The sequence below is a fragment of the Streptomyces sp. NBC_00513 genome (assembly GCF_041431415.1).
GTDB lineage: Bacteria > Actinomycetota > Actinomycetes > Streptomycetales > Streptomycetaceae > Streptomyces.
The window spans coordinates 210,756-232,152 of the sequence record NZ_CP107845.1; the positions used below are offsets into that span (position 1 = coordinate 210,756).

Sequence of the window (21,397 nt, forward strand, 5' to 3'; positions counted from 1 at the left end):
GTGAGTCAGCGGGCGAGCAGGTGCCTCTTGGCCTGCGCCCACCGGGCGGCCTCCGTGTCCGCCCCGCGGTTCGTGTGCAGGTCGGCGATCAGGTCGTACGCCCCGCCCTCGGGAAGCGCGTAGGCGTAGTACGCGCGCAGCAGGACCTGCTCGGCCGAGGAGATGAACCCCAGTGAAACCAGCTGCGCGGCCCGCTCCATCAGCCGGCCACGGTCGGCGGCCGTCAGCACCGGTAGCCGGACGGCGTCCCCGGCGCGCAGATGCGGCCGGGCGGCGAGCTCGCGGTACGGGTCGTCGGTGTAGACGTCGGCGATCAGGTGTAGCCGGTCGGGTCCGGTGGCGTTGCGGACCCCGTGGGCGCGGGAAGGCGTCAGCCGCCACAGGGAGCCGGCTGCCATGTGCACCCGGGCCCCGGCCGTGACGAGGACCGCCGACGGGTTGGTGACCAGGGGGATGTGCAGGCGGTGGCGGCCGCGCTCGTTCAGCTCCGCGTAGTCGCGGTGCTCCCACAGGTAGGAGTGAGGCTCCAGCCGGGCGAGGCGTACGTACATGTAGTCCAGGCCCAGCCCCGCCAGGAAGTCCTGGGTGACGGGCATGCGGTCCAGGAGGGCGGTCGGGCGGGGCCGGCCGTCGCCGATCACGACGTCGTGCGGGTCCCCGTCGGTGGAGTGGTTCATCAGCGAGGCCGTCCACCATCCGCCGGACTGGTATTCCCCGTAGGCGACCTTCCCGCGCGACGGCGCCGCCAGCGCCTCCGCCCGCATCCGCTCCACCAGCGTCTCGTCCAGGTCTGCCAGCCTCGCCACCTGGCCGAGCAGTTCCGGCCCCGGCCTGCTGATCTCCTCGGTGGCCGCCGTCGCGGCGAACGTCATCGTCCCCATGCGTCTCTCCCGACACCTCGGTGCTGTGGCGGCCCGGACGGGGCGCCGGGTCCACCACACCGCACCCGCCGCCCCGCTCCCAGAGCAGCGGCGTTGCGGCCGGTTGCCGCCCGTTGCGGTGGGTTGCGGACCGGGCCCGGCGCCCTTCCCCCTCCCCTGCGCAACCGGAAGACTGGTGGTCCGTGTGCTCGCGAAGGGAAAGCCGCCGTGCCCGTGGACACCAGCGCCGAACAGCACCCGCTCGCCTACCTGCTGTCCCGGCGCGGGATGAGTAACGAGGCGTACCTGTTCCGGGTGGGCGAGCAGCACCGGCGCATGGGGTACGGGCAGATGGGGCACCGCAAGGAGAAGGCGTCGCGGTGGGTCAGCGGCGAGAACGCGCCCACCCTGCGCACCCAGTTCGCCATGGCGGCACTGGAAAAGATCCCTCCCGAAACAGTCCTCGCCCACGGCTGGCCGGGCTGGCTCTTACTCGCCGTGCCCGACGACCGCGCCATCCTCACCGCCCCGTGGACCACCACGGCGACCGTGCACGCACTGGAGACCGCAGGAGGTCCGGTGGACCGCAGGAAGTTCCTGATCACCACATCCGTCACCCTCACCAGCACCGTCGCCCAGTGGTCAGGGGCCGCCCCCGCGGGCGCCGCGTCCACCGGCGGCCGGCGCATCGACGACAGCACCCCCGACCGCTTCGAGCGCCGCCTGGAAGACCTGCGTCACCTGGACGACGAGTTGGGGTCCGGGGAGGTCTACGACGCCGCCCGCACCGAACTGCGCCTCATCCTCAGCGCGCTCAGGGACTCCACCTACAGCGAGCGTGTCGGGCGACGTCTGTTCGGGGCCGCTGCCGAGGCTTCCCGGTCGGCCGGTTGGACGGCGTACGACAGCGGACAGATCGCCGCCGCCGAACGCCACTACGTCACCGCCATGCGAGCCGCCGCGAGCGCGGACGACCCGGTCGTCGGCGCCAACACGCTCGCGTTCTGGGCCATCCAGCAGTACTCCACCGGCAACCCGCGCGGCGCGATCGACCTCATCGACGCAGCACTGTCCCAAGCCCCTCGCATCGGCTCCGCACGCATGACCGCCATGCTCCATGCCCGCGCCTGCCGGGCCCACGCGCACGCCGGCGACACCCGCGCCGCCGACCGGGCCGCCAACGCCGCCCTGGACACCTACGCGCACGCCGGCCCGATGGAAGCGGACCCCGCCTGCGTCTACTGGTTCAACCTCGGCGAAACCCACCAGCTCCTGGGCAGCTCCGCCCTCAACCTCGGCAACCCCCGCCAAGCCCTCAAGCATTTCCAGGACGCCTCCACCGCACACCACAGCGAAGGCGAGGCATACGACGGCGACGCCTTCCCGCGCGGGCACGCCATCTACCTCGCGCGCCTCGCCGAAGCCCAACTCGCCCTCGGCGACATCGACGCCGCCGTCGACACCGCCCACACCGCCGTCGCCCGCATGGGCGGCGTCACCTCCGCCCGCGGCACCAGCACCCTGCACGACCTGCGGCACAAACTCGGACGCCGCCGCGGCGTACCCGTCGTCGCCGACTTCCTCAACTACACCGCCGACACGCCATGAACGGCGCCCCGGACGACGTGGCGGCCGGGGCCGGTTCGGCCCAGCCGCGTGTACCGCGCCCGTACGAGCCACGCGTACGGAACCTCAGTCGACGGTGTCGTCGGACAATTCGACGTGGGCCTGTGCTGCCCATTTCAGTACCACCCGGCCGTAGCGCTGTCCGCTCCAGTACTTGGTTCTGATGACGCCTTCGGTGGTCGTCTGAAGAGTCTCGGGATATCCGAAGTGCTGCATGAGACCGGCGGCGAGTGTAGAGGTGGCGGCGATGAGCGGCGGTCCGTCTTCGGCGAGTCTTCGATGTCGAAGACGGAGGTCACCTCTGGCGGTTCGGTGACTTCGTAGCTGCCGAGGGTGCCGCCGTAGGCGCGAGGGTGGCGGAGTTCTGCCGGCAGGTCATCCGTGATCGGCACGATAGTCGCGCGGACGGTGGCAGTGCCTCCGGCTGCCGCTCGGTCTCTCGCGTGGCGGGCCAGGTACCGAAGCCCGGGCACTGCCCGCCGCTCCGATGCGCGCTGGATCGCCCACCGCACCCAGGCGGACAAGAGGGGCTCATCGTGAGCAGGTGAAGTCCAGCCCATACGCCGAGGCCCTCGGCGCGACCGGACATGCGCCAGTTCTGGACGTCCTCGCGCAGCAGCAGGCCGACAGGCGGCAGCAGCGGGTGCCGGAGCAGGCCGCCCAGATCAAGCACGCGCGGGCCGAGCGGAAGCTGGGCGAGCACCACGGCGTCGCCCAGGCCGCGATGCAGGAGGTCTCAAGGACTGGCGTGGCCACGCGGCTCTGGCGCAGGCCGAGGAGCAGCGGCGCCGGATCCTCGCCGAGACGCACCCCGACTTCCACAAGGTCGAAGCCGCGGCACGGGCCTTCCGCGCGCGCCTGGCCGAAGCCCAGCAACAGCAGCAGAAGCGGCAGGCATCGGCACCGGCCGCAGCCCCGGCAGCGGCGGCGCAGACAGGGCCCAGGGCACACCGCTGATCGGCGCGGGGGCAGTAGGCACAGGGGGTCCTGCGTGCCCGTCGTAGGAGGGTGTCGTACAGAAGTAGTCGGCGTGCCGGGACCGGCAGGACGGCCCCTTGACCACCAGGTCACAGCAGCGCCGCAGTTCCAGCCGGGCCGGTCTGGAGGCAAGTTGTAGGGCTACTTGTGGAGCAAGTTGGAGAGCAAGTTGAAAGGCAGGTTGTAGGGCAAGCCGGACCGCAGCCGTCGGGTGGACAGAGAGGTGTTGTCTTCCAATTCGGGCTTGCCCACGGGGTCTGACCTGCCAGAACGCGCCCGCTCCGGTTTCGGGGGTTCACACCTCCGGCAGTACCTCCGGTGCAACGCCTAGTCCGCCTCTGCAACCACCCCTGCAGACAACCTCCGGTGCAACTCCCAGCGCGCCGAGGGAACCTGGGCAAGCCTGCGAATGTGCCGAGACACGTTAGTGGTCGTTAAGTCCGTTTCTGGTAGCGGCCTCGTCCGGGTTGGGTGTGGAAGCCTTGGCGGGTGAGTCGTCCGAGGCGGCTGCGGGTGATGTTGACGGATGCTTCGTCGGTGGGCATGCCGAGGAGTTCGTGCAGCTCGCGGGCCCGGAACGCCTGCTCGGGGTGTTGGTTGAAGGCGTCGACGATGGTCTGGTAGGCGGTGCTCGACTCGGGCGGATCGGGTTCGGTGCCGGTAGGCGCGAGTTCGCTGATGATCTTGCGGGTGGTGGCGAGGTCCGCGAGCCGGGCTTCGGTCTCGGTGAGGGCGGCGGTGAAGTGCGCGATCTGATGGTGGAGTTCGTCCGCCCGGGCCGTGGCTTCGTTTTCCCGGAGGCGAAGGTCCACCAGGAGTTCGGTGATGTTCACGCGGCCAGCCCGATGGTGTCGCGCCAGGCCGGCGTGGGTGTGGTGAGGCGGCGGGCCATGTTCGCGGTGGAGGCCCAGTAGACGCGTGAGGCGGAGGTGTCGGGCCGGTGGTCGTACTCACGGGTCAGACGCCGGTGGAGCATCAGCGTGCCGTTCGTCTGCTCGACCACCCACCGCTTGGGCTGCGGGACGAACCCTTTGCCGTGGTCGGCAGGGTTGCGGCGGACGACCTCGACGCCGATGTCCAGCAGTGCGCCGTGAACGATGACCGCTTCCTTGAAGCCTTGGTCGACCAGGGCTTTCTCCAGGCGCATTCCGCACCGCTCGGCGGCCTGGTCGAGCAGGGCGGTGCCGGCGGCGTTGTCGTGGGAGGAGGCGGCCATGACGACGACGCCGATGATCAGCCCGAGCACGTCGACGGCCAGTCCCCGCTTGCGCCCCGACACCTTCTTGTTTACGTCGAGCCCCGTCGTGGTCCTGGGGACACCCGCCGCGGCGCGGACGGACTGGGTATCGATGATCACGAGGGACGGGTCCTCTAATCGGCGGGCTTTCTCCCGGACCTGGCAGCGAAGGAGTTCCTGAATCCGCTGGTCGAGCCCGTCCTCGCGCCACAACCTGAAGTAGTAGAACACCGCCGACCAGGCCGGCAGGTCATGCGGCAGCATGCGCCACTGACAACCCGTCCGGTTCTGATAGAAGATCGTGTTCACGACCTCCCTCAGGTCGCAGGACCCGGGATCGCCGGTCGCCGACCGCGCCACCCGGCCCTGTTTCCAGGCCGTGATCATCGGCTCGATCAACGCCCACTGCTCGTCCGATAAGTCGCTGAGGTACGGCTCTCTCTTCACGCCCCGCATCTCAACATGGACATGCCCAGCGAGCAGCCCGGACGACGATCAGTACCACGATCGAGCGATCACGAACGAAGAGAAGTCGGACTTAACGACCACTTAGATGTCACCTGGACACGTTTGTTGTCACCGTGCGACTGATTCCCAATCACGGTTGTCAAGAAGTCTGTCCCGTCGCAGCATAAGTGGCGGATTCTCAGCGCTTCGCAGCCTGACCTTGCGGATTCTCACTTGTTCCAGAGCGGGACCAAACGGCAAGGTCTCCGCCGGGCAACGAGATGAAACGCCATCCTCGTGGTTCTGTGACCTGCCAGGCTTCGAACGATGCGTCGGCCGAACACGTCAAATGCATGCCTCCGTCGAACACCATCCGCAGGACGCCGGACTTGAACACAACCGCGGACAGGACCTTCGCCCCGAACAGAGGAAGAGCCGCAGCCACGTCCTGGGACTCAGGCGTCAGAGGCAGCCCAGGACTGCTGTGGAGTGGCCCTGCCGAGAGCCGAGCTGGTGCTTCCAGCACGACTTCCCACCCTGCGTCCAGGACGAGGGTCAGCCGAAAGTCGATGCTGATCCTGACGACACTCAGGCCTCGGAGGTTAAGGATCCAGCGGTCCTCGTGCTCAACCGGTTCCAATTCAGTGCTCATCACCACACCATGGTCCACTCCGTCATAGGCACCAAAGGATTTTGCTCCTCCTCGGCATCACCCTCTGCCTAGCCGTCGATGGTCACTGCCTCTGGATGTTCCGCAGAAGCCAGCTTCGCTGAGAACGCGAGGAGAGGCGTTCGCGACCACCCTGGCAAACCGGCAGCTCAGAGCAAGGTCAACGGACAACTGCAGTGCGACGGGACAAAGTCCTTGATCCGGCCTGGTCGGCAAGGACCAGTAGATCCCGGGCCCGCGGTAGTGGACTTTCGGCAGTGCCGCGGGGCGGCGGAGTTCCGTAGGGTCGCGTTCGTGAGAAGAGTGATCATCAAGGCCCGGGTGCCGGCACCGGTACTGTCCGCCTGCCTCTTCATTGGGGCGGTGGCGGCCGTTGGCACCGGTGTCGCCACCCTGTGGTGGGGCATACCGGCGGCGGCCTGCGCCTTCCTCGCGGGCTGGCAGCCGGGGCGGAACCGGAGCACGGGGGCGGCCTTGGTCGGAGTGCTCGCGGCCGCCGTGGTGGCTGTGCTCCTGGTGCCGGCATGGTTGGGCTGGGCGAGCCAGTTCGTGGGGTTGTTGCTCGTGGCGGCGATGCTGCCGTGGTTCGCGGGCCGGTTCCTGCGCCAGTACCGCGCACTGGTGCGGGCTGGGTGGGAGCGGGCCGCGCGGCTGGAGAGGGAGCAGCATCTGGTCGCCCAACAGGCCCGGTTGCGCGAGCGGACCCGGATAGCGCAGGACATGCACGACCTCCTCGGCCACGACCTGAGCCTCATCGCCCTGTCCGCGGGGGCACTGAAGCTGGCCCCTGGTCTGTCTGAGGACCACCGGGCCACCGCCCGGGAGATCCGCGCCAGGGCGGGAGCCGCCGTCGACCGGCTCGGCGAGGTGATCGGTGTACTGCGTGAGCCATCGGATCTGGCTCCGTGGCCCGAGCCCGGCGCCGGGCTCACCGAACTCGAGGGCCTGGTGGACCGAGCGGCCGCGGCGGGACTTGACATCCGGCTGCGTGTAGAAGGCGAAGCGGCGGCCGGTGACGCGCTGCTGGTCGTCGAGCGAGCCGTGCTGCGCGTCGTCCAGGAAGCGCTGACGAACGTTGCCAAGCACGCGCCCGGGCACCGGGCGACCGTCGTCGTCCGGCACGCGGAAGGACGGACCGAGGTCAGTGTGACGAACGAGCCAGTGCCCAGCGCGTCTACGGCCCACCATGACCGCGCCGCCCGTACCGCACCAGAGTCCCGGGTCTCGGCACCCGGCGACGGCCACCGCTTTGGGCTCATCGGCCTGGACGAACGCGTACGACTGGCCGGTGGCTCCTTCACATCGGGCCCCGAGGGCGGCGGGTTTGCCGTCCGGGCCACGCTCCCGCACCGTCCGGGGGCCGTGCCCCTGCCACGCCGCGCCGAGCCCGGCGATCCAGGTGACGTACTACCTCCTGAGCACCGCAGTGCCCGTCGCCGACTGGGCCGTACCGCCGCCGCGGCCGTCCTGGTGCCGCTGTGCACCTCCGCGTTGCTCATCGGCGGGGTACGGGCGTGGGACACCATGACGGCACGGCAGTCGGTACTCGCCCCGCAGGACTACGCCCGGCTGCACGTCGGCCAGCCACGCGCGGACATGGCGCGGTATCTGCCCGAGCGCCAGACCACGCGCCGCCCGGCCGCACCCACGCTCCCACCACAAGATGCGGCCTGCGAGTTCTACGTACAGACCGGCGACCCGTTCGACGACCGCTCGGGGGACATCTACCGTCTCTGCTTCCGGGCCGGACGCCTGGTCTCCACCGACAACTACACCGGGAAGGCTGTCCGATGATCCGGATCCTGATCGCCGACGACGAGCCCATGATCCGCGCAGGCGTCCGCGCAGTCCTTGCCACCGACCCCGGCATCACCGTTGTCGCCGAGGCAGCTGATGGCCACCAGGCGGTGGAGCTCATACAGCGCCACCGCCCGCAGGTGGCCGTTCTCGACATCCGGATGCCGGGGACCGGCGGTATAGAAGCCGCCGCCGAGATACGAAGGACCGTCCCCGAAACGGGGGTTGTGATGCTGACGACCTTTGGCGAGGACGAGTACATCCTGCGCGCCCTGAGCGAAGGTGCCGCCGGCTTCCTGATCAAGTCCGGCGAGCCGGAGGAACTGATCGCCGGTGTCCGGGCGGTTGCCGACGGCGCCGCCTATCTGTCACCGAAGGTCGCGGCCCGGGTCGTCGCGCATCTCGCCTCTGGCGGTGCGGGAGCCCAAGCCAACCGCCGTTTGGCGGCCCGCGCCCGCGTCAAAGCCCTGACCGCGCGGGAGCGGGAGGTGCTCGGCTTCCTCGGCAGCGGGTTCTCCAACGGGCAGATCGCGCGCCGCCTGCGCCTGGCGGAGGGGACGGTGAAGGCCCACGTCAGCTCGATCCTCGCGCGCCTCGGGGTCGACAACCGGGCCGCGGCGGCCGTGGTCGCGCACGAGGCCGGCGTGGTCCCGGTGCCGTCCGACCGGCTGCCGTACGTGGACAGCTGACACCGCCCGCAGGGCAATCGGCCGTACGAGGAGCCACACGGTCACCACGGCCGTCGCGCCGAGCGCCGCGCCCGCCAGGACGTCGTGCGGATAGTGCACCCCGACAAGCACCCGCAACAGGGCGGCCGCCGCGGCCACCGGCAAAGCCAGGGCCGCGAGCCGAGGCCGTATCAAGACCACACCGACGGCCAGCGCGACGGCCAAGGTGGCGTGGTTGCTGGGGAACGACCAGTCGCCCGGCTCGGGACACGGCGCGAGGACCGCGACCCCTGGCAGGGCCCGGCACGGACGTTCCTCGTCGACGAGGAGTTTGACCGCCGCACTGAGTCCATAGGCGACGACGGTCCCGGCGGCAGCCACGGCCACCCCGGCCAGCCCCGCCGCATCCCTGCGGCGCAGGGCGCGCCAGCCGACCCAAGCCAACAGCAGGCCCAGGAACAGCACAGTGCCCTCACTCGCCGCTTCCAGGACGGTCTCAGCCCACGGCGGCCCGTCCGCCACGCTCCCGGTCAGCGCCCGGTAGGCCCGCACCGAGAAGCCCGCAGTGACGTGCACCGGCTCGTTCGTCCCCAGCACACCGCCGGGCTCCAGCCGAACCACGGCCGCTGCACCTACCCCGGCCGACGCGACCGCCATCGGTAGCCGTCGATCCCATCCGTATCGCTTGATCGAATCCATGCTGCCGACGGTAGGAACACCGCAGGCGGGGCACCCTGGCCGAATGACAGCCCAATACCCCGACGATCGTCAGGGTTGACCGGTACAGGCTGAAGGGACGGGACTAGCCTCGGAGATCCATAGGCCCTCACGAAGACGTGATCGTCATGCGGCAGCGGCTTCCATGGGCGGTGGTTGGGCTGAGTAGCTCGCCTCCGCGCCCGTCGGAGGCGAGCCGCGTAGATGTCGGCAAGCTGCTGGCTGGGAACGCTGCCGTCCCATGCGACGAACGCGCCTCCGTCGAGAAGCGCCGCTCTGGCGGGTTCGCAGGCCCTGGTCTGGCCTCCCAGCATCCCGGCGAGTTCTGCCCGGTCCATCCGTCGCCCTTTCGCCTGCTGTCCTGCTGTCCGCTCAGTCGTCAAAGTGGAGCTCAGGTCGGGTCCAGAGGGTGAGGTCGCTGCTGGTGGCGACCGCCAAGGTCAGGCCGGAGGGCGAGAAACCGGCTGCGCGGAGTTCTGAGTACTCGGAGTGGAAGATGTGCCACCACGTCCCTCCCGCCGGGCCTTTGTGGGACCCGCCGTCGGCGGAGAGGATGACGCGGTCGTGGGGCCACTCGGGGCTGACGACGTCCAGGGTCCAGCCGTCTGGTGTGGTGCTGTGCAGGCCGCCGCCGAAGAGCCCGGCGATACGCACCGGCGTGCCCTCGATCGGGCCGAGCCCGGGGCAGGTGAGCTCCGGCGACGTGTCCGGAGTGCTGGTGTCGGGATCTGGGTCCCGGTCGCGGGCGACCTTCTCGCCGGTGACCGCGTCGATGGTGAGGCCGCGCGGGCCGGCGCCTGCGGGGATCTGGCGGGTGGTCGTCCACTCCAGCAGGTCCACGACGGCGAGCGTTCCCGCACGCTCCAAGGTCACCAGCGCATACTCGCCCTCCCCCGTGACCGCGATACCCGCTGGGCACGCTCCTGCTACCGGCAGCGCCACCGTCGCCTCGATACGGCCGTCGAGCACAGCGAGGACCGGACAGGCCATCGGAGCGTGCCGCCCCGATGAGCGCGAAGTCCCCCGCGATCACGGTCGCCCGCGGCTGAACGTGCGCGCCGAGCCACGTCCGGGAAACGGTCCTCACCCGGTGGGGACGTCCTTCCCTGAGCGAAGCGAGATCCAAGACCGCGACCGTGTCGTCGCCGCGCTCGCAGAACACCGCGAGGGCGCTGGGCACCGCGTTCGCCGAGTACGGGCGGATCGCCAAGACCCTGCACCTGCTGCGCGTGGTCGACCCGGTCGACGACACCTACCGGCGGCAGATGAACCGGCAGCTCACCGTGCAGGAGTCCCGCCACAAGCTCGCCCGCGACATCTGCCACGGCAAGCGCGGGCAGATCATGCAGGCGTACCGGACGGGACAGGAGGACCAGCTCGGCGCGCTCGGGCTGGTGCTGAATGCCGCCGTGCTGTGGACGACTCGCTATCTGGACGCCGCCGTCGAGGAGTTGCGGGCGCTGTCGGCCGAGGAGCGTGAGCACGACGTCCTGGACGAGGACGTCGCCCGCGTCTCCCCGCTCAAGCACGCGAACCTCAACGTGCTCGGCCGCTACAGCTTCCGCTCCTCCACCCCGGTCGACGGCGGCCTGCGCCCGCTGCGCGACCCGGGTACGCCGGAGCTGGACGAGGACGATGACGGCGGGCAGGAGTGAGTATCAGGAGCCGACCAGGCCCGACCCGTGACCGGTGTTCAGGTATCGCTCCGGCGGCAGAACTTCGCCTGAAGTAGATCGGTGAAGATACCGATGGGGTCGTCCCAACCGCCGTTGCTCCAGTCGCCGTTGACGTTGGTGGTAACCATCTGTTCGCCATCGCGAGAGCCGTAGGCGTAGGACCACGATCCGAAGAGCGCACCCCCCATGCCCCAGACCGTTTCCCCGCAGGGCAGTCTCACTGAGGAAACGCCGAGGCCGTAGGCGGCGTTGGGAATCCAGTCGCGGGTGGGCACGGTGGTGAACATGTCGCGTTGTTGGTCCGGTGGCAGTATCCCGCCCCCAAGCAGGGCGCCGAAGAACCGGTTGAGGTCCCCGGCGGTGGAGATCATGCCGCCGGCTGCCCAGAACATGGATGAATCGAGCTCGGTCGCGTCGTGGATCGGCGCGCCGAGGTCGGTCTGGAACAGCTTCGTGTAGTGCCGGGAGTGTGGCCCGCGAATCGTCGGGTCGCTGCCGTGCGGCAGGTACGTACCAGCCAGGCCGAATGGGCGGGAGATCCGCTCCGTGATCTCCTCGGCAAGCGCGCGGCCGGTGGCCCGTTCGATGATCATGCCTGCGAGGACGTAGTTGGTGTTGGAATACGCCCAGCCCGAACCCGGTGTGAAGGTAGGCGGATGGGACATGGCGATCTGCACCAGTGACTCGGGCGAGTGTGTCTCGTAACGGTTCAGTGCTTCCTGGTCATCGGTGTAGTTGAAGATCCCGCTGGTGTGGTTGAGCAGCATCCTGACGTTCACCCTGGCACCGTCGTGGTGATGGCCATGGACCGCCCCGGGCAGCCACTGTTCCGCGGTGTCATCCAGGCTCAGCCTGCCTTCCGCCGCCAGCTGCAGCACGACGGTGGCCACGAACGTCTTGCTGATGCTGCCGATGCGGAACCGGTCCTGCTGTGAACGCTTGCGGCCGGTTCGGGTGTCGGCCACTCCTGCGGTCCCGAACCACTGCCGGTCGCCGTCGCAAACCTCAACGAGAATGCCGGGAAGGCCTCCTTGAGTCACAGCTTGCTGAAGTAAGCGCTGGACCGCCTCGTAGCCCTCGGCCCCTGAGGCCGACGCGGACTCAGATAGCGCGCCCCCTGCTTTGGCCGGTTCGGCGCCCGGCCGGCCGTTGTCTGTATGAGCGGTGTGCTGGTGCATGTTGTCCTCCTTGTCGTGCGTGACCCATGGATGACCGCCCGGCCCCTCTCCACGACCTGAATCACCGGCCCACCGGCTCTAACTGATGGTTTCAGAATGAGGTTCGGAGTCGGCGTAAGCAGATGATGCTGCAGGCCAGTTGGAGCAGGCCGAGGTGGAGGTCGGCTCGTATCTCGTAGCGGATGCGGAGTCGTTTGAACTGGTGCAGCCAGGCGAAGGTTCGCTCGACGACCCAGCGGGTCTTGCCCAGGCCGGATCCGTGAAGTGTGCCGCGTCGGGCGATCTTGGGTGTGATCCCGCGGGCTCTGAGCAGGCGCCGGTACTTGTCGAAGTCGTAGCCGCGGTCGGCGAAGAGCCGGCGGGGCCGGTGACGTGGCCGTCCTCGAAGCCCGCGGATGCGGGGTATCGCGTCCAGCAGGGGCATGAGCTGGGTGACGTCGTGACGGTTTCCACTGGTCAGGGAGACGATGAGTGGGGTTCCGTGGCGGTCGACGATGAGGTGGTGCTTGCTGCCGGGGCGGGCACGGTCGACCGGCGAAGGTCCGGTGTGAGCCCCCCTTTGAGGGCTCTGACGTGCGAGGCGTCGATCGCAACGTCATCCATGTCCAGCAGCCCGGCCGCCCGGAGCTCGGCCAGGAGGACTTCGTGGAGGCGGGGCCACACTCCGGCCTCGGTCCAGTCCCGAAGCCGACGCCAGGCCGTCACACCACTGCAGCCGAACCGCTCGGCTGGAACGTCCCGCCAGCTCACGCTCTTGCACAGCACGTAAACGATGGCCCTCAACGCCGCACGATCGTCCACCGGCCGACGCCCCGGATACCGGTGCCGGCGAGGTGGACGTTCCGGCAGTAACGGGGCCACACGTTCCCACAGGTCATCAGGCACGAGATCAGCAGACACACCCCAGATCCTGCCGACACGATACCCAACTGCCAAGCCCCTCAACGAATCTCATTCTGAAACTATCAGTTAGTGGTCGTTAAGTCCGTTTCTGGTAGCGGCCTCGTCCGGGTTGGGTGAGGAAGCCTTGGCGGGTGAGTCGTCCGAGGCGGCTGCGGGTGGTGTTGACGGATGCTTCGTCGGTGGGCATGCCGTGGAGTTCGTGCAGTTCACCCGGGACGATGCGGGGTTCCTCGATCTGACAGGTGTGCGGTTCCGGCTGGGCACCCTGGAGAGCCACCTCGGCAACCCGCCCGTCACGCTGCTCGGCGACACCGTCCTCGACGCGCTCGACGCCGACGGGCAAGTCGTGTACTACACCGCGGAGGACCGACAGGGCCCCCTCCTCAGGCGGCGAGTGCTGAGGGACGAGCAGTCGGACGAGGTGTTCGGCCGTGACCTGCGCTGGGAGTCGACCGATCTGATCCCCGGCACCGAAGCGGAGGCCAAGGAGGCGGGCCTGGTCGCCCTGGAGGAGCTCAAGGCGGCCAAGCTCATCGGGGAGATCGTGGCCGCCGTCACGCGTCCCTGAGGGCTGGGCTTGCCATCTCGCGACCCGACGTTCGCGGAGGGGCGGACCCTCAGACCCCGGCTCCTGTACTTCCTCGACGGGGCGGCGGAGGCTCCTGCCGTCAGCGCCGATGTCACTGGTGTCGATCACGTGCATCCTCCGGTCGTCCTCGCCCGGCCGTCCCACGGCACCGATCGCCACATCCACATTACGAAGAGCCTCCCGACCTGCGCTGCCTCTCATCTCCAGCGCCTTCGTCCCGACCGACGCGATGCCGGGTGCTACCCAGGGTGCGCCAGGACTTCGGGCGAGGAATGGGTGAAAACTGGATTCCAGCGCTCTCGCCTGGCTCCTCGTGCGGGGGTGCGGCGAGAGCGCCAGCAGGCCCGCCGGCGCTCCCGCCACCGTCACCCCGACAAGTGGTGCCCGCCATTGCGGCTGGTCCGAACGGACTGCGGGAAGAGGTGGTGGAGTGTGCCGACCGGGAAGGTCGCGCCCCTGATCCGTGATGTCCCGCCTCGCCCAGATGCTGCCTCCCATCCCTGGTCGTCCTAGAAGTGTCAGGCGGTGCGCTGGTCGTGGCGGTCTTGGCGGAGCTGGTCGGCATGCCGGGCCAGGGCGTGGATGTGGTCGGCGAGGGCCGAGTCCTCGGGGCGCAGGTGGGGTCGGGTGTCGGTCAGGGGCTGGAGGAGGCGGGCGGCGTCGTTGTCGGCGAGGGCCCGGTTCAGGGCGCTGACGGCTCCTGGGCGCCGGCTGCCTCCTCGCTGACAGGGCCGGCTATGTTTCAGCCATTGATGCTCACGGTGACGAGCGATTGGCTTTCCCTCCGCATACTTGTGGCGTTCAGATGCCGATCGTGCCTGCGTAGGGGGCTACCGGAGCACGACCGTGACGCCGCGCCGTTCGAGGAGTTGCACGATCTCCTCGAAGTAGGAGAGTTGACCCTCCGGATCCTCCACAACATCCGCCAGTGCGCGGCGTGCGACTTCAGAGTCATGCCAGGTCAAGGTGAAGGGCGGGGCCACTCCGAATCCACCGCACAGGCAGTCCTTGAAGGCGTTCCACTCCCGGCCGAAGTAGCGGCCAGGTCCGAGCAAGGCCTCGGCGATCGCGCAGTGCAGCCCGGGGACGTCCGTGACGAACCGGCCGTCGAGATGGTACTCGCCGCCAGAGCGGTCCGGTCGAGGCGCGGGCACCCGCCAGGCACGGGTGGTGAGGTCGAGCCAAGCGGCCCTGCCCTGCGAGTCATACGGCGCCCACATGTTGGGGGCTTCTGGCGGGCCCTGATACCACTCCGCCCAGATCGAGCGGGCCGCCGACGATGGTCGATCGGCGCCGCCATCGGTGAGGGTTATGTCTTCCAGCCCATCGCCGAGCACAGACGGGCGCGCTCCGGTGATGGCCAGGCCCACGGAGCGCGAGGCCATCACAGCGCCATGGCGATCCAGCACCAGGAGATCGGCCCAGCCCCGTGTCCACCGGCGTGGTCGCTGAGTCCCTACGAGCAGTGGTTCCGTAGCCTCGCAGCCGATCAGCTCCATCGAGACAGGGGCCGGGTCCGCTCGCGGATTGAACAGGCCGTCCACATCGGAGCACCGGCCTGCACTTGCAGCAGCGACCGTCGTTCCCGCGAAAAGCTCGAAGCGTGGTGTCGCAGGCACTTCGAAGAAGCTCTCGTCGTTCCTGACGCCGGCACCGAGCACAATGTCGTACCGTGCCGGGTCGCCGGGGTGGGGCTGATGGGCCACCACGACCGCATCGACGAGAGTCCACCACTGCACGGGCTGCTCGTCGTCCCAGACCTCGACGCCCACGTCGCCCAGACCCCGAAACGAGACGCCGGGCTCGGCCAGGACCTCGCTCAGGAAGTCATCGGGGCTGCATCCGCGGAGGGTGAGGATCTCCCGTGGCGGCGGGACCGGGTCGACGAACAGCCCTTCGACGCCCGCACACCTCCCCCAGAGCTGTTCCACGCCGTCTTCGTCCTCCTGCACCAGGAGGTACTTCACCGGGAAGCCCCGATCCCACCGAGCGTGATCTGTGATGCGCACCCAACCCCCGAACATGTGAGCAACCTTCGCGCCACGATACGGACCCTGCCAGCCCTGGCCAGGAAGGGGACGGGCTTCCGAGTTCGGTTACGTCTCGTCGACGGCGCCCGGATCACGTAGGGGCACAGGCCGCCGGGCAGCTCCCCCGTCCCATCTGGCGGGCGAGCGAGCCCGGGGCTGCCGGACAGGCGTCCGCGAATCGCGGACAGGAGTGATCGCGTCGGATAACTCCCCTTATCCGACGCGACAGAACGGGACGGGACGACGGGTCAGTCCTCGCGTCGCGATCTCCCCGTGGAAGGGACACCCCAGACCGATGACAGCCGACGCCCGCACCGAGTTCCGCACCCTGCACTACGGCGACGACATCACCACCGCACACGTCGACGGCCTGACCGACTTCCTGATCACCAAGCTGGACGCAACCAAGTCGGCGTCCGAGAAGGACACGGACGCCCGCCGGGCCGCCGAAGCCCTCCGAGCCCTGGTCCACGACATCGCCGACGGCGTGCGGCATGGCATCAGGAACCGCAACGCGGAGCGCGTCCGCGACATCGACTCGGAGTGGATCCTGAGCTACCGGCAGGAAGTACGCCGGGAGTGGAACCGGCTCGTGGAGCTGGCCGACCGCTGGCGAGACACCAGCGACGCCTACCGGTACGCGCCCTGGGCGCGGATCGAACACCACAACGCCGAGGCCGAAGCCAGGGCCATCGCGGATCGCGCGGCGAAGGAAGCCGCGGCGGCCGGCGAGCCCGAGGTTCACGCGGACCGGATCACCCGCGCACACCTCGACGCCCTGCACGGCTTCCTGAAGAAGCACACCGACCGGCTTCTGGACCTGCACCAGGCCGGCACCGAGGAACACCGCGCCGCACTCGCTCTGGAGACGGCCATCGACATGACCCGCGACGACGTCCACATCTCGCTCTCCTATGACACCGACATCGACCAGGACCTCATGGAGCGCCGGGACGCCTGGAACCGCCTCCGCCACTTCGCACTGCCCTGGCAGGACGACCCGGCCTTCGACACCGCCCGCTGGCCGCGGGCCATGCACATCCCTCTGCGCGCCGCCGACGAGCGCCTGCCCGCCCAGGGCCGGACCGGGGAGGTCGACCGCCCATGACCGTGATCCTGGAGGCGGCCGCCGACGGCATCGCCGAGCCGCAGGCCGCCCCGGCGGTGCTGGACCCGGCGGCCGCCGAGCGCCAGGCGCTCATCGAGCGGTGGGCCGAGCGCCACGGCGTCGACGCCGCCCGCCGTCTGGCCGAGGCCGAAGACCTGGCCGACGCCGTCGCCGCCGAGATCACCCCGAACAACACCGTCGACACCTACGACGAGTCGTGGCGGGTGTGGGAACGGTTCTGCGCCGTCGCCCGGCTGCCGGAGCTGGAGGGCTCCCGGGGCGCCCTGGTGGCGTTCGTGACGTGGATGCTGCGCGAGGGCCAGCACAACGGCAAGGACTACGCCCCCAGTTCGGCCTCCACCCACCTGGCGGCCGCCGTCGTCGGGCTGCGCCAGCGCGGCGTGACGGTCTCCGGCGATGACCAGGCCGAGGCCCGCGCCGCGCTGGAGGGCCTGGCGGTCAAGCTCCTGCAGGCCGGGGAGCGGCGCGGCCGCGGACAGGCGGTCGGCGGCGACATCGACGGCCTGCGGGCCATCGCCCGCGCCTGCCCCGGCACCCTCGCGGGCGACCGCCGCACGACCGGCCGCCAGATCGACCTCGACAACCCCGACCACGGCGTCCCGGACGCCTTCTGGAACATCCCGATGGTGTCGCTCTTGCGGATGAGGTCGGGACTTCTTTGACGGCGTGGGCCATCGCGGACTGCATCCGCACCCCGAGGACGTCGAGCTTGAGCAGGCCGAGGTCTTCGACGTTCTCTGGGGGTTCAGTGGGGGTGGTGTGACGTTGCAGAAGCCCTCTCATAGGGTCCTACTGCAACAGGTCTCAGGGGGTGTGGCTCTGCGGCGGATCGTTGCGATCGAGCCGTGGAGGCAGAGTGAAAGTACGGGCTTTTCGTGTCGTGCTGCCGTCGGGTACCCGGTACTGGACGGTGGTTGACGACGACTTCGAGGTGGTCAAGGAAGCCGATCGGTTCCTGCGGGAGATCCGGCTCGCAAGGGGTCGAGCGGAGACGACAACTAACTGATAGTTTCAGAATGAGATTCGTTGAGGGGCTTGGCAGTTGGGTATCGTGTCGGCAGGATCTGGGGTGTGTCTGCTGATCTCGTGCCTGATGACCTGTGGGAACGTGTGGCCCCGTTACTGCCGGAACGTCCACCTCGCCGGCACCGGTATCCGGGGCGTCGGCCGGTGGACGATCGTGCGGCGTTGAGGGCCATCGTTTACGTGCTGTGCAAGAGCGTGAGCTGGCGGGACGTTCCAGCCGAGCGGTTCGGCTGCAGTGGTGTGACGGCCTGGCGTCGGCTTCGGGACTGGACCGAGGCCGGAGTGTGGCCCCGCCTCCACGAAGTCCTCCTGGCCGAGCTCCGGGCGGCCGGGCTGCTGGACATGGATGACGTTGCGATCGACGCCTCGCACGTCAGAGCCCTCAAAGGGGGGCTCACACCGGACCTTCGCCGGTCGACCGTGCCCGCCCCGGCAGCAAGCACCACCTCATCGTCGACCGCCACGGAACCCCACTCATCGTCTCCCTGACCAGTGGAAACCGTCACGACGTCACCCAGCTCATGCCCCTGCTGGACGCGATACCCCGCATCCGCGGGCTTCGAGGACGGCCACGTCACCGGCCCCGCCGGCTCTTCGCCGACCGCGGCTACGACTTCGACAAGTACCGGCGCCTGCTCAGAGCCCGCGGGATCACACCCAAGATCGCCCGACGCGGCACACTTCACGGATCCGGCCTGGGCAAGACCCGCTGGGTCGTCGAGCGAACCTTCGCCTGGCTGCACCAGTTCAAACGACTCCGCATCCGCTACGAGATACGAGCCGACCTCCACCTCGGCCTGCTCCAACTGGCCTGCAGCATCATCTGCTTACGCCGACTCCGAACCTCATTCTGAAACCATCAGTAAGGCGTACGCCGAGGGAGTCGTGCTGTTCTTCCGCTGGTGCACGGCCACGGGGAGGGACTGGAGGACTGCAGCCCAAGACATGGGGCTGTTCATGCTCTGGCTGAAGTGGACACCGGGCCGCGGCGGCAACGCTCCGGTCGTCGTGCCGGGGCCGGGGGCGAAGCCCGTTCGGGGCGAGATCCGGGTGAACAAGGTCCTGACCGCGGTGCGGATGTTCCTGCTCTACGGCGTCACGAACAAACTGGTGCCGGCCTCGGTGCTGGAGCAGATCTACGAGGTCGGTGACACCCGTGATCTGCCCGAGGCTGCCCAGGGCGAGAGCGACGGCATGCGGTTGCGGCTGCGCGCCCGGCACCGGGTCCAGGAGCCGGAGACGGACATCGACCGCGCCAGCGACGAGGAGGTCGTGGCGATGTTCCTGGCCTGCCGTTCCGCCCGCGACCGGCTGACGCTGCTGCTTCTCTCCCGCGTCGGCCTGCGGCCGGGACAGGTCGCGGGTCTGTACCGCAGCGACTGTCATCTGCTGATCGACTCCAGACCGCTGGGATGTGACATCGAGGGCGCCCACGTTCACATCGCCCGCCGACAGAACGAGAACGGCGCCTGGTCGAAGTCGAAGAAGACCTGGGCGATGCCGGTGGATTTCCTCGTGGTTCAGGCTTTCGATCAGTACGCGCTGGAACGCCATGAGCAACTGCCCTCCAGCGACAGCGACTTCCTCCTGATCAACCTCTTCCGGCCGCCCTACGGCAAGCCGGTCACGACGGACGCGATCGGCGAGCTCTGCGAGTCCTTGTCCCGCCGGGCCGGCCTGGGCCGGATAATCACGCCGCGGATGTGTCGCCACGCCATGGCCAGCAACGTCGCGGACGCCGGCGGCTCCCTGGACGAGGTCCAGGCCCTGCTCGGCCAGAAGAACCCGCACTCGCCCAGGCCCTATCTCCACCCGAGCCGCGCCCGGCTCCGGGACGCCATCGAGCGAGTCCCCTCTCCCCGCCTGCAGTTCGGGGGCGAGGGCCGATGACCATGATCAACGCCGTCGTCTCGTCCGCCGACTCCCCGGCGGACGAACTCAACGATCCCCTGCGCGAGGCCATCACGCCGGAGTTCCTGCAGCTCATGGGCTGGGACCCGCAGATCAGGCTGCTGTTCATCCCGCGCGACCACCCGCAGTTCAGCGCCCCGGAGTGCCTGGTCGCCGGCTGCGACAAGATGGTCTACTACGCCTTCCAGCAGGGCCTTTGCGTCGGCTGCATGCGGCGCTGGGAGAAGAGCGGACAGAGCATCGAGGAGTTCGCCGGGACCGCGAAGCGGTACTGGCGGGCCATCGGCGAGGTCACCTGCCAGGTTCCGCAGTGCGCCCGGCCCAGCAACGGCCTGGCCACCCCGCTCTGCGCGGCTCACCTCTATCAGCAGAAGCGGATCTACAAGATCCCGGTCGAAGAGTTCGTACAGCATCCCGACGTCGTCCCGCTGGAGGCGTTCGGCCCTTGCAACGTCGCCGCGTGCTACCGGCAACGTCAGAGCCCGGCCGGCTACTGCCCCGCGCACGCACAGCGCCGTCGGGCCGCGATCCGCAAGGGAACGCTCGGCGACGAGGACCACTGGCGCCGCACCACGAACGCGATCTCGCAGAACGGCGTGATCAGCCTGCGCGGACTACCCGATCGAGTGGTGCACGAAATCCTCTACGGGCTGCAGGAACGCGTGGCTGAGGGCGTGATGCAGAAGGACTACCTCCTGCGGCCGTTCTGCGACCGAGTCCGTTCCCAGCAGGTCGCCACCCTCGGCGAGCTCGACCTGAGCGCTTTCAACCACCAGACGAAGAACATCGCCACGGGCTTCCTCAAGCACCTCGGCCGTGTCGGTCTGACTCCGGAGACCGAGCGGCACAAGGACATCTGGTCCGGCTACGCGTTCGGCATGGTCGGCAACATCTACTTCGACAAGATCAGTCAGCTCTGGCTGCGGGAGGCCACGAAGTCGTGGGCCCTGGACGACATTCCCAAGCGTCGGGGCAAGAGCCGGACCGCCGTCCAGTCGCACATCAACGCGATCCTCCAGCTCTCGGACAGCCTGCGGCTGAACCGGCCCGATCGCGGCGAGGACGTTCGTGCCCTTGAGCGCGTCGACGTGACGATCTTTCTGCACCGGCTGCGGTTCCTGAACGAGCAAGGTGAGCTCAGCGGATACGCGCACGTCCGCGTGGTCCGTTACGTCCGGCGGCTGCTGAGCCGGATGCGGACCTTGGGTCTGACCCAGCGCGATCAGCCCCTGCACGGGATCAGCGAAACCTTCGGCCTGCAGGCCGAGGACGTCCCGGACGATCCCGAGGACAACGAGGCCGGCAAGGACCTGCCGGCCGAGGTGATGACTCAGCTCTGCCAGCACCTCGACGGCCTCGAAACCACGGGATCCTCCGAGATCCGCACCGGGGTCGAGCTGATCATCGACACCGGCCGCCGCCCCGCGGAGATCTGCAAGCTTCCCTACGACTGCCTCGAGCGTGATGACGACGGCAAGCTGACGCTGGTCTATGACAACCACAAGGCGGCCCGAAAGGCCCGTCGCCTGCCCATCAGTGGCGAGACCGGCGCCGTGATCATCGCCCAGCAGGAACGAGTACGGGCACGGTTCCCGAACACCCCCACCGCCGAGCTCAAGTTGCTGCCCACTGTGTTGACCAACGCCACGGGCACCAAGCCGATCACGGCTGAATGGCTGGCCGCCCGCCATCGCGCCTGGGTCGAGGGACTGCCCGAGTTCCTGGTCCCCACGGTCGTCACGATCAAGGGCCGCCAGGTCACCAAGATGCTGCCGTTCGACAAGGCGAAAATCTTCCCCTACGCCTACCGGCACACTTACGCCCAGCGGCACGCGGACGCCGGCGTCGCGCCCGATGCCCTGCAGTCCCTTATGGATCACCGCTAGCTGACGACCACTCAGCAGTACTACCGGGTCACCGAGACCCGCAAGCGCGAGGCCGTCGAGCGGGTCACC

18 protein-coding genes and 2 pseudogenes are annotated in these 21,397 nt (G+C 69.0%); 10 read left to right on the forward strand and 10 right to left on the reverse strand.

Translation table 11 applies throughout. The annotated features are described in order from the left end of the window. Window positions 1-5: 5 nt before the first annotated feature. A complete protein-coding gene (locus tag OHA84_RS01005; protein WP_266977105.1) occupies window positions 6-881 on the reverse strand; it encodes an aspartyl/asparaginyl beta-hydroxylase domain-containing protein in 876 nt (291 codons plus the stop codon). A gap of 207 nt (window positions 882-1,088) precedes the next feature. On the opposite strand from OHA84_RS01005, the gene OHA84_RS01010 reads away from it, so the two are divergent. Then, on the forward strand, window positions 1,089-2,468 hold the full coding sequence (locus tag OHA84_RS01010; protein WP_266977107.1) for a transcriptional regulator: 1,380 nt from the start codon (window positions 1,089-1,091) through the stop codon (window positions 2,466-2,468). An 84-nt stretch (window positions 2,469-2,552) separates the two neighbouring features. Here the strand turns inward: OHA84_RS01010 and OHA84_RS01015 are convergent, their stop codons facing one another. The 4 genes from OHA84_RS01015 to OHA84_RS01030 all read right to left on the reverse strand — a co-directional run bounded on the left by OHA84_RS01015 (window position 2,553) and on the right by OHA84_RS01030 (window position 5,800). Then, on the reverse strand, window positions 2,553-2,702 hold the full coding sequence (locus OHA84_RS01015; protein ID WP_266977109.1) for a hypothetical protein: 150 nt from the start codon (window positions 2,700-2,702) through the stop codon (window positions 2,553-2,555). 1,196 nt (window positions 2,703-3,898) lie between these two features. Beyond that, on the reverse strand, window positions 3,899-4,297 hold the full coding sequence (locus OHA84_RS01020; RefSeq protein ID WP_266977111.1) for a hypothetical protein: 399 nt from the start codon (window positions 4,295-4,297) through the stop codon (window positions 3,899-3,901). Continuing rightward, window positions 4,294-5,148, reverse strand: a complete 855-nt coding sequence (locus OHA84_RS01025; RefSeq protein WP_371591287.1) for an IS5 family transposase — start codon at window positions 5,146-5,148, stop codon at window positions 4,294-4,296. The genes OHA84_RS01020 and OHA84_RS01025 overlap by 4 nt, the downstream gene beginning before the upstream one ends. Before the next feature lie 199 nt (window positions 5,149-5,347). Beyond that, a complete protein-coding gene (locus OHA84_RS01030; protein ID WP_353962541.1) occupies window positions 5,348-5,800 on the reverse strand; it encodes a DUF6188 family protein in 453 nt (150 codons plus the stop codon). 312 nt (window positions 5,801-6,112) lie between these two features. Between OHA84_RS01030 and OHA84_RS01035 the strand changes: the two genes are divergently transcribed. Together OHA84_RS01035 and OHA84_RS01040 are read left to right on the forward strand one after the other, a co-directional pair. Beyond that, complete coding sequence (locus OHA84_RS01035; RefSeq protein ID WP_266977115.1) at window positions 6,113-7,612, forward strand: sensor histidine kinase; 1,500 nt, start codon at window positions 6,113-6,115, stop codon at window positions 7,610-7,612. Further along, window positions 7,609-8,304 (forward strand): response regulator transcription factor, encoded by a 696-nt coding sequence (locus tag OHA84_RS01040; protein WP_266977117.1) that lies wholly within the window; start codon window positions 7,609-7,611, stop codon window positions 8,302-8,304. The genes OHA84_RS01035 and OHA84_RS01040 overlap by 4 nt, the downstream gene beginning before the upstream one ends. 36 nt (window positions 8,305-8,340) lie before the next feature. Here OHA84_RS01040 and OHA84_RS01045 read toward each other — a convergent pair. Continuing rightward, window positions 8,341-8,982 (reverse strand): annotated as a pseudogene (locus OHA84_RS01045) (phosphatase PAP2 family protein); the annotation flags it as partial. Window positions 8,983-9,372: 390 nt separating this feature from the next. Next, the gene (locus OHA84_RS01050) at window positions 9,373-9,831 is read right to left on the reverse strand and encodes a hypothetical protein (RefSeq protein ID WP_266977218.1); all 459 of its coding nucleotides are present in this window, start codon (window positions 9,829-9,831) and stop codon (window positions 9,373-9,375) included. Window positions 9,832-10,148: 317 nt separating this feature from the next. Here OHA84_RS01050 and OHA84_RS01055 point away from each other — a divergent pair. After that, window positions 10,149-10,655: pseudogene (locus tag OHA84_RS01055) on the forward strand (Tn3 family transposase); the annotation flags it as partial. 38 nt (window positions 10,656-10,693) lie between these two features. Here OHA84_RS01055 and OHA84_RS01060 read toward each other — a convergent pair. Further along, window positions 10,694-11,854 carry a serine hydrolase gene (locus OHA84_RS01060; RefSeq protein WP_266977119.1) on the reverse strand — a complete coding sequence of 387 codons (1,161 nt, stop codon included), beginning with the start codon at window positions 11,852-11,854 and terminating at the stop codon, window positions 10,694-10,696. Between the two features lie 91 nt (window positions 11,855-11,945). Next, window positions 11,946-12,754 (reverse strand): IS5 family transposase gene (locus tag OHA84_RS01065; protein ID WP_266969670.1). Its coding sequence is split into 2 segments (ribosomal slippage): window positions 11,946-12,415 and window positions 12,415-12,754, totalling 810 coding nucleotides; the frame shifts between segments, so codons are not numbered across the junction. 193 nt (window positions 12,755-12,947) lie between these two features. Here OHA84_RS01065 and OHA84_RS01070 point away from each other — a divergent pair. Then, window positions 12,948-13,325 (forward strand): hypothetical protein, encoded by a 378-nt coding sequence (locus tag OHA84_RS01070; RefSeq protein ID WP_266977121.1) that lies wholly within the window; start codon window positions 12,948-12,950, stop codon window positions 13,323-13,325. A gap of 851 nt (window positions 13,326-14,176) precedes the next feature. Here OHA84_RS01070 and OHA84_RS01075 read toward each other — a convergent pair. Beyond that, a complete protein-coding gene (locus OHA84_RS01075) occupies window positions 14,177-15,313 on the reverse strand; it encodes a barstar family protein (RefSeq protein WP_053676367.1) in 1,137 nt (378 codons plus the stop codon). 358 nt (window positions 15,314-15,671) lie between these two features. On the opposite strand from OHA84_RS01075, the gene OHA84_RS01080 reads away from it, so the two are divergent. From OHA84_RS01080 to OHA84_RS01100, 5 genes are all read left to right on the forward strand, one after another. Beyond that, window positions 15,672-16,484 carry a hypothetical protein gene (locus OHA84_RS01080; protein ID WP_266977123.1) on the forward strand — a complete coding sequence of 271 codons (813 nt, stop codon included), beginning with the start codon at window positions 15,672-15,674 and terminating at the stop codon, window positions 16,482-16,484. Then, complete coding sequence (locus OHA84_RS01085) at window positions 16,481-17,167, forward strand: hypothetical protein (protein ID WP_266977125.1); 687 nt, start codon at window positions 16,481-16,483, stop codon at window positions 17,165-17,167. The genes OHA84_RS01080 and OHA84_RS01085 overlap by 4 nt, the downstream gene beginning before the upstream one ends. Window positions 17,168-17,576: 409 nt before the next feature. Continuing rightward, window positions 17,577-18,385 (forward strand): IS5 family transposase gene (locus tag OHA84_RS01090; RefSeq protein WP_266969670.1). Its coding sequence is split into 2 segments (ribosomal slippage): window positions 17,577-17,916 and window positions 17,916-18,385, totalling 810 coding nucleotides; the frame shifts between segments, so codons are not numbered across the junction. A gap of 103 nt (window positions 18,386-18,488) precedes the next feature. Beyond that, complete coding sequence (locus OHA84_RS01095; protein WP_266977127.1) at window positions 18,489-19,421, forward strand: tyrosine-type recombinase/integrase; 933 nt, start codon at window positions 18,489-18,491, stop codon at window positions 19,419-19,421. Continuing rightward, on the forward strand, window positions 19,418-21,328 hold the full coding sequence (locus OHA84_RS01100; RefSeq protein WP_266977129.1) for a hypothetical protein: 1,911 nt from the start codon (window positions 19,418-19,420) through the stop codon (window positions 21,326-21,328). The genes OHA84_RS01095 and OHA84_RS01100 overlap by 4 nt, the downstream gene beginning before the upstream one ends. Window positions 21,329-21,397: the final 69 nt, after the last annotated feature.